Source organism: Vibrio sp. 10N.222.51.C5 (assembly GCF_041474575.1).
Taxonomy (GTDB): domain Bacteria; phylum Pseudomonadota; class Gammaproteobacteria; order Enterobacterales; family Vibrionaceae; genus Vibrio; species Vibrio crassostreae_C.
The window spans coordinates 79,841-94,567 of the sequence record NZ_JBFRUJ010000024.1; the positions used below are offsets into that span (position 1 = coordinate 79,841).

The 14,727-nt window shown below is 45.3% G+C and carries 15 protein-coding genes; 14 read left to right on the forward strand and 1 reads right to left on the reverse strand.

What is annotated here, in order from left to right:
* The 7 genes from AB4558_RS09065 to purF all read left to right on the forward strand — a co-directional run.
* Positions 1-1,446, forward strand: a 1,446-nt coding sequence (locus tag AB4558_RS09065; protein ID WP_372158675.1) for a FimV/HubP family polar landmark protein, incomplete at its 5' end; no start/stop codon positions are given.
* Positions 1,447-1,640: 194 nt separating this feature from the next.
* Complete coding sequence (gene truA / locus AB4558_RS09070; RefSeq protein WP_004734161.1) at positions 1,641-2,435, forward strand: tRNA pseudouridine(38-40) synthase TruA; 795 nt, start codon at positions 1,641-1,643, stop codon at positions 2,433-2,435.
* Between the two features lie 176 nt (positions 2,436-2,611).
* Positions 2,612-3,538 (forward strand): acetyl-CoA carboxylase, carboxyltransferase subunit beta, encoded by a 927-nt coding sequence (gene accD / locus AB4558_RS09075; RefSeq protein WP_017062348.1) that lies wholly within the window; start codon positions 2,612-2,614, stop codon positions 3,536-3,538.
* A gap of 42 nt (positions 3,539-3,580) precedes the next feature.
* A complete protein-coding gene (gene folC / locus AB4558_RS09080) occupies positions 3,581-4,843 on the forward strand; it encodes a bifunctional tetrahydrofolate synthase/dihydrofolate synthase (protein WP_017062347.1) in 1,263 nt (420 codons plus the stop codon).
* The gene (locus AB4558_RS09085; protein WP_017070741.1) at positions 4,844-5,419 is read left to right on the forward strand and encodes an SPOR domain-containing protein; all 576 of its coding nucleotides are present in this window, start codon (positions 4,844-4,846) and stop codon (positions 5,417-5,419) included. It abuts the gene before it with no gap.
* Between the two features lie 61 nt (positions 5,420-5,480).
* Positions 5,481-5,972, forward strand: a complete 492-nt coding sequence (locus tag AB4558_RS09090) for a CvpA family protein (protein ID WP_009848678.1) — start codon at positions 5,481-5,483, stop codon at positions 5,970-5,972.
* A 34-nt stretch (positions 5,973-6,006) separates the two neighbouring features.
* Positions 6,007-7,521: an amidophosphoribosyltransferase gene (gene purF / locus AB4558_RS09095; RefSeq protein ID WP_017062345.1), complete on the forward strand. Its 1,515-nt coding sequence runs from the start codon at positions 6,007-6,009 to the stop codon at positions 7,519-7,521.
* 99 nt (positions 7,522-7,620) lie between these two features.
* Here purF and AB4558_RS09100 read toward each other — a convergent pair whose 3' ends face one another.
* Positions 7,621-8,496 carry a LysR family transcriptional regulator gene (locus AB4558_RS09100; RefSeq protein ID WP_372075008.1) on the reverse strand — a complete coding sequence of 292 codons (876 nt, stop codon included), beginning with the start codon at positions 8,494-8,496 and terminating at the stop codon, positions 7,621-7,623.
* Between the two features lie 233 nt (positions 8,497-8,729).
* Between AB4558_RS09100 and AB4558_RS09105 the strand changes: the two genes are divergently transcribed.
* The 7 genes from AB4558_RS09105 to recR all read left to right on the forward strand — a co-directional run bounded on the left by AB4558_RS09105 (position 8,730) and on the right by recR (position 14,667).
* Positions 8,730-9,833, forward strand: a complete 1,104-nt coding sequence (locus AB4558_RS09105; RefSeq protein ID WP_102332530.1) for a response regulator — start codon at positions 8,730-8,732, stop codon at positions 9,831-9,833.
* A 148-nt stretch (positions 9,834-9,981) separates the two neighbouring features.
* Positions 9,982-10,119 carry a hypothetical protein gene (locus tag AB4558_RS09110; RefSeq protein WP_017067606.1) on the forward strand — a complete coding sequence of 46 codons (138 nt, stop codon included), beginning with the start codon at positions 9,982-9,984 and terminating at the stop codon, positions 10,117-10,119.
* Between the two features lie 74 nt (positions 10,120-10,193).
* Positions 10,194-10,565 (forward strand): YbaN family protein, encoded by a 372-nt coding sequence (locus tag AB4558_RS09115; protein ID WP_029225617.1) that lies wholly within the window; start codon positions 10,194-10,196, stop codon positions 10,563-10,565.
* Positions 10,566-10,726: 161 nt separating this feature from the next.
* Complete coding sequence (gene apt, locus AB4558_RS09120) at positions 10,727-11,272, forward strand: adenine phosphoribosyltransferase (protein WP_017062340.1); 546 nt, start codon at positions 10,727-10,729, stop codon at positions 11,270-11,272.
* A gap of 18 nt (positions 11,273-11,290) precedes the next feature.
* Positions 11,291-13,507: a DNA polymerase III subunit gamma/tau gene (dnaX, locus tag AB4558_RS09125; protein ID WP_136979114.1), complete on the forward strand. Its 2,217-nt coding sequence runs from the start codon at positions 11,291-11,293 to the stop codon at positions 13,505-13,507.
* A gap of 153 nt (positions 13,508-13,660) precedes the next feature.
* The gene (locus AB4558_RS09130) at positions 13,661-13,990 is read left to right on the forward strand and encodes a YbaB/EbfC family nucleoid-associated protein (protein WP_017062338.1); all 330 of its coding nucleotides are present in this window, start codon (positions 13,661-13,663) and stop codon (positions 13,988-13,990) included.
* Positions 13,991-14,067: 77 nt separating this feature from the next.
* The gene (gene recR / locus AB4558_RS09135) at positions 14,068-14,667 is read left to right on the forward strand and encodes a recombination mediator RecR (RefSeq protein WP_019823189.1); all 600 of its coding nucleotides are present in this window, start codon (positions 14,068-14,070) and stop codon (positions 14,665-14,667) included.
* Positions 14,668-14,727: the final 60 nt, after the last annotated feature.

Consider the following 14,727-nt stretch of genomic DNA (forward strand, 5'->3'; position numbering starts at 1 on the left):
GCACTAGCGGAAGCTGATGCTGAATCAACAACAGAATCAGTATTGCCTGCTGTTGAGCCTCAAGCTCAAGCTAAAGAGCAAGACGACGAAGAGTTCTCGTTTGATGACTTTGAGCTACCAGAGTTTGGTGAAGAAGACGCACTAGCGGAAGCTGATGCTGAATCAACACCAGAACCAGTAACGCCAGCTATTGATGCTCAACCAAGTGTTGAATCACAACCTACCGCTGAGCCTCAGCTAGATGCCGGACCACAGGCTGATACTGCGCAACCAGAAAGCGAAGAAGAGTTCTCATTCGATGACTTCGAACTTCCAGAGTTTGGTGAAGACGATGCGTTAGCGGAAGTGGTGAGTGAACCAGATGAAGCGCAGCTAGAGCAAGACTTAGCGCCTGACCCCGAGAAGTTCGAGTTCGATGACCTTGATCTTCCTGAGTACGATGAAGAAAGCGCAAAAGCGGACTCTGTTTTAGATGATATTGAGCAAAGCAATGCTGAGCCGGTAGCGGAAGACCAAGGCGTAGAGTTTGATGAGTTTGATGAGTTTGATTTACCGGAATACGGTGAAGACGAAGCCATCTCCGATGCGTTTGCAGAGAAGCCAACACCACTGACCTCTTTCAGCCCACAAGGCGAAGAGCAAGACGCGTTGCATGATTTGTTCTCAAATCCGCAGAGCTACAGTCAGGCTGATGATTTCTCGAACGCTGAAGACTCTGAACCGGCTGGTTTTTCACGGCCAGAACAATCACTGAGCGCGGCTTCAGAGCCAAACTCAACGCCTGCAGCGGTTCAAGACGAGCCACTAGAAGGCTTTGATGACTTTGATGAGACAGCATTAGCTGAGTTGCTTTCTGAAGATGTTCAAGACACTGTCGATAACATGTTTGATAAGCCATTGGACGCAACTTCGATTGATAGCGCAGGGCTAGATATTGACGCGATGCTTGAAGTTGGCGGCGAAGACTGGAAAGGCTTTAACCTAGCACCAGAGCAACAATCGAGCATGCATAATGATGTGCCTGATGACCAACAAGAGATTTGGGCATCGGCTGAGCAGCAAGCTGAACCGAAAATCAAAGAAGAGAATTGGGCTCAACAAGACAACCTAACCGAATCAGGCAACAGTCGTGATAAACAGTACATGACGATTGATGAACTGATGGCTCAAGTCGAGCAAGAAGGTGAAGAAGTCATTAACCCAGACGATGAAGAGCTTAAACTGGATGTTGGTCTAAACGAATTCCCTGATGTTATCGGTGATATTGGCAATTATGATGTCGACAGCAATGCAGAAGCTGCGGGTAAGCTTGATTTGGCCAAAATTTACATCGAGATGAGTGACTCGCAAGGGGCAATTAAGCTTCTAGAAGAGGCAATCGTTGATGGCAGCGATGATATTCGTCGAGAGGCAAAAAATCTTATCGATACGTTAAACGGTCGATAAATTTAAAAATCAGAAAGGGTAGCGTTGGCTACCCTTTATTTTAAGGCAATACAGAGCGCTATAGTTTGATTTGGTTTTTCAACAGTATCGTCTCGGTCGATGCTGATTGTTTATTGAAGTTTTAGCCCCATCCTATTTGGGCTAGCACTGATTTCCGTATATACTTCTCGCCCATTTTCAAAGAGAACAAGAACATGAAAATTGCTTTAGGTATTGAATATAACGGTACCCACTACTTTGGTTGGCAGCGCCAACGAGACGTGAAAAGTGTCCAAGAAGAATTGGAAAAGGCTCTTTCAGTTGTCGCGAATCACCCTGTAGAAGTTATGTGCGCAGGTCGTACAGATGCCGGTGTTCACGGTACGGGACAAGTCGTTCACTTTGAAACTAATGTCGATCGTAAAATGGTGGCATGGACAATGGGCGCGAATGCCAACATGCCGAAAGATATTGCGGTTCGTTGGGCGACAGAAGTGAATGAGGATTTCCATGCTCGTTTCTCGGCAACTGCTCGCCGTTATCGCTACATTATCTTTAACCATGCACTACGCCCAGGCATTTTGAATTCAGGCGTGAGCCATTATCATGGTCACCTTGATGAGAAAAAAATGCATGAAGCGGGTCAGTACTTACTTGGTGAGAATGACTTCACTTCGTTCAGGGCAACACACTGTCAATCTCGTAGCCCATGGAGAAACATGATTCACTTAAACGTGACTCGTCATGGACACTACATTGTGATCGATATTAAAGCGAATGCGTTTGTTCACCACATGGTGAGGAATATTACTGGTAGCCTTATTGCCGTAGGTAAAGGTGAGCAGAAACCAGAGTGGATCCAGTGGCTTTTAGAAGCTAAAGATCGAAAAGTAGCCGGCGCAACTGCAAAAGCGGAAGGTTTGTATCTGGTGGATGTTGATTATCCTGAACATTTTGAGCTACCACGAGAGCCAATTGGTCCTCTATTTTTGCCGGATAATTTGAACTAAATGTGAGACTTAGGTTCAAAAATTATTACGGTTTAGTGCGTAAGATAGTCCCAGAAAATAGGTACAACCAGTTTTTTATCTACAGTCGCTGTTTTATGTGCTTTAATTCCCACGCATAATTCCCAAATTTATTTCTTTCGCAATCAAGCGGAAGAATCGAAACAAAAAGGTCTTCCATGAGTTGGCTTGAAAAGATTTTAGAAAAAAGCAACATCGTAACATCTCGTAAAGCATCTATCCCTGAGGGTGTTTGGACTAAATGTACTTCTTGTGAGCAGGTTCTGTACCATGCTGAACTAGAGCGTAACCTAGAAGTATGTCCAAAATGTGACCATCACATGCGCATGAAAGCACGTCGCCGTCTGGATACATTCCTAGACAAAGGTGAGCGTGTTGAACTAGGTGCTGATCTTGAGCCACAAGACAAGCTGAAGTTTAAAGACTCTAAGCGTTACAAAGAACGTATCTCTGCTGCTCAAAAGAACAGTGGTGAAACAGACGCATTAGTTGCAATGAAAGGCGAACTATTGGGTTTACCTATCGTAGCGTGTGCTTTTGAATTCTCATTCATGGGCGGCTCAATGGGTTCTGTTGTTGGTGCTCGTTTCGTGAAAGCGGTAGATGCTGCTATCGAGAACAACTGTGGTTTAGTGTGTTTCTCTGCAAGTGGTGGTGCTCGTATGCAAGAGGCATTGATGTCTCTAATGCAAATGGCGAAAACCAGTGCTGCGCTTGAGCGTTTATCTGCGAAAGGCCTACCGTTTGTTTCAGTTATGACTGATCCAACAATGGGTGGTGTTTCTGCAAGTTTGGCAATGCTTGGCGATATCAATATTGGTGAACCAAAAGCACTGATCGGTTTTGCTGGACGTCGTGTAATCGAACAAACGGTACGTGAAGACCTTCCTGAAGGTTTCCAACGCAGTGAGTTCCTACTAGACCACGGTGCTATCGACATGATTGTTGACCGTCGTGAGATGCGTCAGCGCGTTGCAAGCCTTGTTGCTAAAATGACCAACCAGCCTTCACCATTAGTAGTTTCTGTGAACGATTCACCGAATGAAGCTACTTATGAAGTACCAGAAGCGCCAGAAAAAGGGTAAAGTACCTTCTAACAAACCAACTTAATTATGGTTATGAGTTAGATGAGTCAACAACCTATTCCTCAAGCCACATCCTCTTTGGAGATGTGGCTTGATTATTTATCAAACATCCACACAAGCGCTATTGATCTTGGATTAGACCGAGTTCAGGCCGTCGCCTCTAAGGCAAACCTCACCAAACCTGCTCAACATGTTATTACTGTTGCCGGAACCAATGGCAAAGGCTCAACATGTGCACTGATGGAAGCGATTCTATTGGACGCTGGTTACTCAGTTGGTGTCTACAGCTCTCCTCACTTAATTCGCTATAACGAACGTGTTCGTATCAACGGCCAAGATCTATCTGATGAAAAGATGGTTCAGTCTTTCGATTTCATTGAGAAAGAGCGTGGCGAAATCAGCCTGAGTTTTTTCGAATATGGCACTTTAGCGGCGTTACGTGCATTTCAAACTGAAGCGGTTGATGTTGTGCTTTTAGAAGTGGGTTTAGGCGGGCGTTTAGACGCGACCAATATCGTTGAGCATGATGTTTCTGTGATTACTAGTTTGGCTGTCGACCATGTTGACTGGCTAGGTGATGACATCAATGTGATTGGTTTTGAGAAAGCGGGCATTTATCGTAGCGGTAAACCCGCTATCTGTGGTCAACCCAAGCCACCGGCAACGGTTGCAGCGCACGCTGATGACATTAAGGCTGAGTTCTACCAAGTCGGTATTCAATACACTTATGATGTTGACGGTGATACGTGGAACTGGCGCAGTGGTGCATTCCAACTAGAATCGCTACCTATTCCAAGCCTGCCGTTACCTAACGCTGCAACAGCGTTGATGGCATTGGGCACATCAGAGCTTAGTATTAGCGACGTGAACGTGGTTAACGGCATGAAGAATGCGCAGCTTCCAGGTCGTATGCAGCAAATTAGCGAACAACCCGTGATTGTGCTTGATGTGGCGCACAACCCGCATTCTGCTGAGTACTTTGCGCAGCAAGTCGCGAAGAAGTATGCAGGCAAAAATTTACACGTTGTAGTCGCCATGCTTCATGACAAAGATATCCCCGCGACATTGGAAGTATTAGCTCCAATAACAACACATTGGTACCCAGCTTCGCTGAACGGCCCACGAGCCGCAACAGCCGCTGAATTGTGTCAAAGCTTACCTGAAGGTGTAGAGCGGTATTCAAACCCTGTTGTAGCGTTTGAAGCGGCTTTAGCTTCTGTTAAAGGTGACGATGTTGTGTTGGTTGTCGGTTCTTTCCATACAGTGGGTGAAGTGTTGGAGCATTGGCAGAAAAAAGGAAACTAAATGGCAAGTAAATTCCAAAGCCGGTTAGTCGGCACCATCATTTTAGTGGCCATTGGCGTGATTGTATTGCCCGATGTACTAGATGGTAAGAAGCTCCACTACAAAGAAGAGTTTGCAAGCATTCCAATTAAGCCTGAGCTTGATAGTAATGTTGAAGTGTTTGAAGTACTCGATCCCGTTGAAGATCAGATAGCGCTACCGGATTCTCCGGTTGAGCAAGTGGTTGAAAGTGGTCGTACTGATAATTCAAACACGCAAACCGCGTCTTCTTCTAATGATAAAGAAGCAGACAAAGTGGCAGTTGTGGTTAAGCCGATACCTGAAAAAAATGAATACCAAGACAGTGCTTGGATTATTCAATTGATGGCTTTGAAGAATGCTGACAACGCAAAAAACGTTGTTAAGGATCTGCAAAAGCGCGGTTATCAGGCTCACACCAAGCAAGAAAAAACTTTTACGCGAGTAATTATTGGCCCGGATGTCTCTAAATCCAAACTTGAGCGACAAATTAAGGAATTAGAAAAAATTACGGGTTCAAAAGGCCAGTTGCTCAAATTTAAACCGTTAAATCCATAAGAAAACGTTTGCGTCAGCATTTTTTCTGTTAAAATGCGCGCCAACTTAAGATGAAGAATTCATGAATTGGTTAGATTTTGTCATTTTAGGCGTGATCGGCTTCTCTGCCGTGATCAGTTTAGTTCGTGGTTTCGCTAAAGAAGCCTTGTCACTCGTTATTTGGTTTGGAGCATTTTTTATTGCTAGCCAGTACTACGCTAAATTAGCGATGTACTTCACCAATATCGAAGATGAGATGTTTCGAAACGGAACTGCGATAGCAGCATTGTTTGTTGCAACGTTAGTTGTGGGTGCCTTAGTTAACTATGTCATCGGTCAACTAGTTCAGAAAACAGGCCTGTCAGGTACAGACAGAATCCTCGGTGTCGTCTTTGGTGGCTTACGTGGTGTTTTGATTGTTTCTGCAGTGTTGTTTTTCATGGATGCGTTTACTGCATTCCCAAGTTCTGAGTGGTGGAAGAATTCGCAATTGGTTCCAGAATTTAGTCGAATCATTGCGCCGTTCTTCGAGCATTTACAAGCAACATCTAGTTTCTTATCTGGCGCGCTCTAGCGCCAGTTAATGTCGAAAAATCGAGGATTAGGACATGTGTGGTATTGTTGGAATCGTGGGTTCAACACCTGTAAACCAGTCTATTTATGACGCTTTAACGGTATTGCAGCATCGTGGCCAAGATGCCGCTGGTATTTGTACCATAGAAAGCAATCGTTTCCGTCTGCGTAAGGCGAACGGTTTAGTAAAAGATGTTTTTGAAGCAAAACACATGCAGCGCCTACAAGGTGAAGTTGGTATTGGCCATGTTCGTTATCCTACTGCGGGTAGTTCAAGTGCGTCTGAAGCTCAGCCTTTCTACGTAAACTCTCCTTTTGGCATTACGTTGGCGCACAACGGTAACCTGACGAACGCAAACGAAGTTCGTGAGAAGTTGTTCGAAAAAGACCGTCGTCATGTAAACACAACCTCTGACTCTGAAGTTCTACTGAACGTATTAGCTCATGAGATCGATACTGTTAAAGGTAACGTAACTTCAGATGACGTTTTCCGCGCTGTGGCAAATGTGCATCGTACAATTCGTGGTGCTTACGCCGTAACGGCGATGATCATCGGCCACGGTATGATCGCATTCCGTGACCCACATGGTATTCGTCCATTGTGTCTTGGTAAGCGTGAAGTTCAAGGTAAAACAGAGTACATGGTTGCGTCTGAATCGGTAGCACTCGATGCTGTTGGTTTCGACTTCATGCGCGACGTAGCACCAGGTGAAGCTATCTACGCAACGTTTGACGGTGAGCTTTTCACTAAGCAATGTGCAGACAACCCACAACTAAACCCATGTATCTTTGAGTTTGTATACTTTGCACGCCCAGATTCATTCATCGACAAAATCTCGGTTTACAGCGCACGCGTTGAGATGGGTGAGATGCTTGGTATGCGTATTAAAGAAGAGTACGCAGACTTAGACATTGATGTAGTTATTCCAATCCCTGAAACATCAAACGATATTGCGCTACGAATCGCTCAAGCGATCAATAAGCCATACCGTCAAGGTTTCGTGAAAAACCGCTATGTTGGCCGCACATTCATCATGCCAGGTCAGCAACAACGTAAGAAGTCGGTTCGCCGTAAGCTCAACGCAATTCGCTCTGAGTTTAAAGGTAAGAACGTTCTTCTGGTTGACGATTCTATCGTTCGCGGCACAACATCAGAGCAGATCATTGAGATGGCTCGTGATTCTGGCGCAAATAAGGTCTTCATGGTTTCAGCTGCTCCAGAGGTTCGCTTCCCTAACGTTTACGGCATTGATATGCCGAGCGCGACAGAGTTGATTGCTCATGGTCGTGATAACGAAACGATTTGTAAGCAGATTGGCGCAGACGCCTTGATTTTCCAAACGCTACCAGATCTGATTTCTGCAGTGGGCATGGGCAATCAAGACATCTCTCGTTTTGATACTTCTGTATTTAACGGCGAGTATGTAACGGGCGATATCGACCAAGTGTACCTAGATTTCCTAGACTCTTTGCGTAATGACGACTCAAAGGTTCAGCGTGAGATTCAACAAGATCTTGCTAACTTAGAGTTACACAACGAAGGCGCTTAACTAGCGTTTCGTTAGTCATACAGAGTTTCGCTAGCGATACAGAAAATAAAAAACCAGAGCATCGGCTCTGGTTTTTTTTTATAGAGAAGGGGATTGACCTTAATGAATGTGGTATGCGATCACAAAATCAATAAACAATCTCACTTTCTCTGGTATATGGTCTTTGTGGTTATAAAGCATGTAAATATCACGAGGGTTAGCGCTCCAGTCTTCTAAGACTTGCACTAAGCTGCCATCTTCAATGTATTCACGAATCATCACGTCAGGCATCAGGGTGATACCTAGGCCTTCTGAGCACGCTTGTCTTACGACATTAAGCGCATTGGCGTTGAAACGGCCTTTCTCGCTATTCACCACCGTCTCTTCATTCGAATTACTCAGCTGCCACTTAATCAGCGGGTAGCCTTTGAGTAGCGAATGGTTCGCTAGCTCTTCAGCATGGCTTGGAGCTGGGTTCTTCGCTAAGTACTCAGGGCTCGCGATAAGAATATCTTTGACTTCACTGATTTTTCGAGCGATTAGGCTTGAATCACGCTGAGGGCCGACTCGGAAAATTACGTCCCACTCCGTTGGATCCAGCTGATCCGCTTGGTTGTTCATCATCAGCTCAATATTGATATCAGGGTATTGAATCATGAATTCACTGAACATTGGCATCATCATGCGCTTGGTCAGGTTTGAGGGTGCCGTAATACGAATCTTACCGGAAGCGCCTTTGCACACGTCAGTTAACTCTTCTGCAGTAGAAGAGAGACGTTGCAACAGCGGAGAGCATTCATTGAAGAAACGTTCGCCTGCCTCTGTTAAAGAAAGTTTACGCGCGTGTCTATTGAGAAGCCTAAGGTTCAAAGAATCTTCTAAGGCTTGGATGCGTCGTGTGATGGTCGCAACCGGAATCATAGTCTTGCGCGATGTTGCGGTGTAGCTCCCATTTTCAACGACGAGTCGAAAGAGGTTTAAATCATCTAATTTCATAAATCCAGACACATTTGTTTACAATCTCATCTCATCTAATTTATACGTAACAGTGAGATCAATGTTTGCGTTACGTCAACTCGTTGCACTATTTACAAGTATTCCAACCCTCGTCACGAATTACCAGTAAAGAGTGCAAATTTGTGTATTTAGCATTTTATTACTAAGTTTTATATTAGTTCTTAGAACAGATAACAATAATAATTCGACTTAGTTTTGTGAGGTTATAGATTATGTACAAAACTCACAGTCAGCCAGTAATGACCTCGGCTCAGGAAGTAATTAACCAAAAATGCGTGATGTTGGTTGATGATGATCCTATTTTTCGCCGTATAACCAGCGCGTACCTAGACAAGGTCGGTTATAAAGTGGTTGAGGCTGAAAATGGACTGGACGCTTTGCAGAAACTTAGAGACTCAGCGCCAGATTTAATTGTGTGTGACTTATCAATGCCAATACTTGATGGCATAGAGCTTGTGGAAGAGCTTAGTTTAGAGTACCCGTCACTGCCTATGATCGTTGTGTCTGGCACTGATGATATGTCTGACGTGGCGAAAGCCTTGCGATTTGGTATTAAAGACTTCTTGGCGAAGCCGTTAGAGGATCACCGTCACCTAGGAAGTGCGATTGCGAATACATTGACAGATTCGTTCGATAACATTTCAGACCAACGAGATTTTTCGAGCCAATGGTTCTGTGTGGATGATGGGGGTGAGATCCCTGAAGACCAAGAACTGCATTGGCACCTGAATTACCTTCAAGATAACCCAAGCGCAGCAAAAGACTTACTGCATGCGCTGCTTCCAGAGAAAGATACGCGACAAGGCTCATGGCGTTGCAGTTACCGGTTACTGCAATCAACAGAGATGATGCCACTTGTGTTTGACTATGCGTGGATGATGAACGGGCAGTTTGCTTTTTACCTCGTCGATTCATCGTCGTCTGATAATGGCGGCTCCGCGACAACATTGTTAGTGAGAGCGCTGTTCCACGATTACATAAGAAACAGAAAAGATTTTAATGTTGATCTCAAAGATATTGCTGAAATCTTAGAGAAGGGGATTCGTTGCTCTAAATGCTCCACCCCAGTGAATGCCTTGTTTGGTGTTGCTGACCTTGCCGAGGGAACCATCTCCATTTTGCCTGCGGGTCTAGACGGGCAATGGTCGAATGGTGAATTGAATCAATATATTGCAGCAGGTGAGCGCTTGGGTGAGAACTGCAAGAAGAACTTTATTACGCGGGACCTTCCGATCGAACAGGGCTGCCAACTGTCGTTGAGCCTACTTGGAGCGGCAAGTTTTAGTTTAGACATACACCAAGGGTCTACTGATTAACCCTATATTTCCTCGGTTTTTGTGAATAATTGATTAAGGTATAGTTGCGCAAATGGTGTGGCTATGCCTTTTTTGTTAAATGTCGATTTAGCAAAGCGGGTTTGGTTCGCCGGATACTTACCTTCACTAACAAAAACAAGAAGCAATCATGGCAGATAACAAAGACTTTCAAGACCCGTTTAATGTATTCTACTTTTTAGGATTTTTAGCCGCATTTTTAATGATTCCATTGCTACCAGCAACACTTACGTTGATCCGTGTATTCAATGGTTACGCAACATTCTAGTTAAGCTGTCGTCGCCGATTGGTGATAGCTAACTCAAGGAGGCCACAATTAGCGTTCGAGTTTTAAGCCTCAATATTGCTGGTGGCCTTTGTATATTTCTCGCAGTTCTAGGGATAGTTTTGCCCGTTCTGCCAACCACTCCTTTTCTCCTTCTTGCCAGCGCATGCTTCATGCGAAGCAATCCGAAAGTTCATAAATGGATGCATGAGCACAAAACGCTGGGTCCTTTGCTGAACAATTGGTATCAACACGGTGCCGTCACCAAACAAGTTAAAACGCGTGGCGTATTCTTTATCTTGTTGAGTTTTGCGTTATCCATCTACTTTGCCCCTATCATTTGGGTCAAGGCTTTCCTAATTTGTGTACTTGTTATTCTTCTCACATGGTTTATGCGACTTCCAACCCATGAGTTGGTTGCTGACAGCAAAGAAAATCACTACCATTAAGCCAGTGTGCCTGCTTGTATAGCGGGCGTTTATTATTTCAGCAATCAGAGTTATGACTCTCGTTGCAATGAATACCAATCGTACCTTTCCTTAATTCCGAGCGTTGATGTTTGATTCGTTAACGAGAGTTTGGAAAGCGGCCTAATGAAGTGCATAAGATTATGAACACAGAAAAAATCTCTCTGATCAAAGCAAGCATCAAAAGCATTCCTGATTACCCTAAAGCGGGTATTTTGTTCCGTGACGTAACAAGCTTGATGGAAGATCCAGTAGCTTACAAAGCGACTATCGACCTGCTAGCGGAAACATACAAGGACATGGGCTTTACTAAGATCGTTGGTACTGAAGCTCGTGGTTTCCTATTTGGTGCGCCTTTGGCACTTGAGCTAGGTGTTGGCTTCATTCCTGTTCGTAAGCCGGGCAAGCTGCCTCGTCAAACTGTGGCACAATCTTATGAGCTTGAGTACGGCACCGACACTCTAGAAATCCATACTGATGCTATCGTTGAAGGCGATAAAGTGCTTATGGTTGATGACTTGCTAGCAACGGGCGGTACGATTGAAGCAACAACAAAGTTGATTCGTCAGCTTGGTGGTGTGGTAGAACACGCTGCATTTGTTATTAACCTTCCAGAAATCGGTGGTGACAAGCGCTTACAAGGCTTAGGTCTAGAAGTGTTTAGCATCTGCGAATTCGACGGTCATTAATCCTTTTCGGAATTATTCATGAGCTATCTTGCGTTAGCGCGAAAATGGCGACCAACCAAATTCAAAGAAGTGGTTGGTCAAGCCCATGTTTTAACAGCATTAGAGAATGCCCTTAGCCAGAATAGGTTGCACCACGCATACCTGTTCAGCGGTACACGAGGTGTTGGTAAAACAACCATCGGTCGTTTGTTTGCTAAGGGACTCAACTGTGAAACAGGCATTACCTCAACACCTTGTGGTGAATGTGCAACCTGTAAAGAAATCGATGAAGGTCGCTTTGTTGACCTGCTCGAGATCGATGCGGCATCACGAACTAAGGTAGAAGATACCCGCGAGCTTCTGGACAATGTTCAGTACAAGCCTGCACGTGGTCGCTTCAAGGTTTACCTAATCGATGAAGTCCACATGCTTTCTAGGCACAGCTTTAATGCGCTTCTAAAGACCTTAGAAGAGCCGCCTGAGTATGTGAAATTCTTGCTCGCAACAACGGATCCACAGAAGCTTCCAGTAACGATCTTGTCGCGTTGTTTGCAGTTCCATCTTAAGCCGATCAGCGTTGATAATATTCACGAGCAGCTCGATCATATTCTTGAACAAGAAGATGTGACGTCTGAATCTCGTGCGCTTGGAATGATTGCTCATGCTGCTGATGGCAGTATGCGTGATGCGCTAAGCCTTACAGACCAAGCTATCGCATTGGGTAATGGCAATGTCGTAACAGATACTGTTGCTCACATGCTCGGAACACTGGATACCGACCAAGCTATCCACTTGCTTGAAGCGATTAGCAGTAAGCAGCCACAGCAAGCGATGGCGTGTATCCAAAGCCTTGCTGAGAACGGTGTCGAGTGGGATGGTTTGCTGAATCAGCTTGCGGCCCAACTGCATCGTCTTGCGATGTTCCAAGCTTTGCCATCTACATTAGATAAGGCACAGCCTGACGCTGAGAAGCTTGAACTACTGAGCAAAGCGCTTAGCCCACAAGACATTCAACTCTACTACCAGATCGTGTTGAAAGGTCGTGAAGACTTACCATTGTCGCCAACCGCTCGCGTTGGTATTGAGATGGTGGTTTTACGCATGTTGGCATTTAGACCAGCTGAACAAGCGGTTGCTACGGCAATCTCGACTCAGTCGGCAAGCCCAGCGCCAGTTCCAGCAGCTCAAGCTCAGAACGTTGCTCAGTCAGTGAGTCAACCTGCGCCAATGGCAGCTCCGAGACAGCCTCAGATGCAACAACAGGCGCCTCAACAGCAAGCTATGCAGCAGCCACCCGTGCAACAGACTCCAGCACAGTATTCAGATTCGCAAGGTTACGCTGAACATTCAGGCAACCAAGGTTATCCTGAGCAGGATTACCCGCATAGCCAGTATGACGCGCCTCCTGCTTATGATGAGCGTCCAAGCTACGGTGCAGAGCAGCCTCAGCAGCAACAAACGAATTATCAAAACCAGAGTCCGGTTCAACAGCCAAGCGCTGCACCTTCTGCTCCGCAAGAGCAGCCAGCGCGTGCAACTTCGCCTGTGAGTGGTTTACGCCACCAATTACGTTCTCAACGTAGAGGCAGTTCGGCAACAGAAAACAAAGGCTCGGCGCCAAAAAAGGCTAAAGCGACACCAGCTAAAACTTCAGTTCTTGATCGAGTTGCTCAGCAACACGGTGGTTCTGAGCGGGTGTCGCCAGCTTCTTTATCATCCTCTTCGACAGAAAATGTGACCAACGATAATGAACCTTATCGCTGGAAACCGTCTAAACCTGTAGTGAAAGAGGTGAGCAAAGAGCTTACACCTACTCAGATCAAGCGTGCGTTGGAGCATATTAAGACACCAGAAATGGTCGATAAATTGCTTCAAGAGTCGATTGCTCAAGATGAATGGTCAGCCACGATTCAAAAGCTAGAGACAGCCAAGCTTGTTGAACAGTTAGCATTGAACTCAGTGTTTGCTAAAAACGACACATCAATCACTTTAACGTTAAGAGCGAGCCAAGCTCATTTGAATACCGACCGTGCGCAGAGTGAGCTATTGCAGTCTCTCAATACTGTGCTTGGAGAAGAGTGTCATTTGAGTGTTGAAATCGGTGATGGTGGAGAAACGCCGCTAGAATTACGAGAACGACTGTATCAAGGTAAGTTGAAAGACGCGTTTACCGCTTTAGAAAACGATGCCAACGTACAGTTCATTGAAAGACGTTTTGCCGCTGAACTCGACAGAGACAGCGTTCGTCCTATCTAGAACGTTTTCTTGTTTAGTGACCGGCGTATCATCCCAGATAAGCAAATCTGAGAACTGAACATCGAGGGGTTGAATCACACTGTTTTAACCCCCATTTAAGCTCGTATAGCTTAATTAATTTTTAATAAACCAATTAGACCAGAGAGTATTAACATGTTTGGTAAAGGCGGTATGGGCAACATGATGAAGCAAGCCCAGCAAATGCAAGAGCGCATGCAAAAGCTTCAAGAAGAAATCGCAAATATGGAAGTTACAGGTGAGTCAGGTGCTGGCCTTGTAAAAGTAACGATCACTGGTAGCCACAGCGTTCGCCGTGTTGATATCGATGAAAGCCTAATGGAAGACGATAAAGAGATGCTTGAAGATCTTATCGCTGCTGCTTTCAACGATGCGGCTCGTCGCGTTGAAGAAACTCAAAAAGAGAAAATGGCTAGCGTAACTGGCGGAATGCAACTTCCACCAGGTATGAAGATGCCTTTCTAAGAAACTATTTCTAAAGGTTTATTCAGGCTGCGGTTTATCTTGAGTAAATCGTTACTTGAAAATTAGAACGGTTAAATATGCGTACCAGTCATATGCTGGAGCATTTGATGGAGGCCTTACGTTGTCTACCTGGGGTTGGCCCCAAGTCGGCGCAGCGTATGGCCTTTCATTTGTTACAGCGCGATAGAAAAGGCGGCCTACAATTGGCTGAAGCTCTTAGCCAAGCAATGACCGAAATTGGTCACTGTAATGAGTGCCGTACTTTTACTGAAGAAGATACTTGCCACATTTGTACCAATCCTAAACGTCAGGAAAATGGTCAAATCTGTGTAGTAGAAAGCCCTGCAGACATTGCAGCAATAGAAGCGACTGGCCAATATTCAGGCCGTTACTTTGTATTGATGGGCCACCTTTCACCACTTGATGGTATTGGTCCAAGTGACATCGGTCTCGATGTCTTGGACTACCGCCTGCGTCGTGGTGATATCTCTGAAGTAATCCTAGCGACTAACCCAACAGTTGAAGGGGAAGCGACAGCGCATTACATTGCTGAGCTATGTAATGCCCATGAAGTGAACGCAAGCCGTATCGCTCATGGTGTTCCCGTTGGTGGTGAGCTAGAGCTGGTGGATGGCACCACGCTTTCGCACTCCTTACTCGGTCGTCATAAGATCTAAAAAAGCCGCTTGGTGAAGCATCACTAAGCGGCTTTTTCTTGGTTCATCGCGGATTAGCGG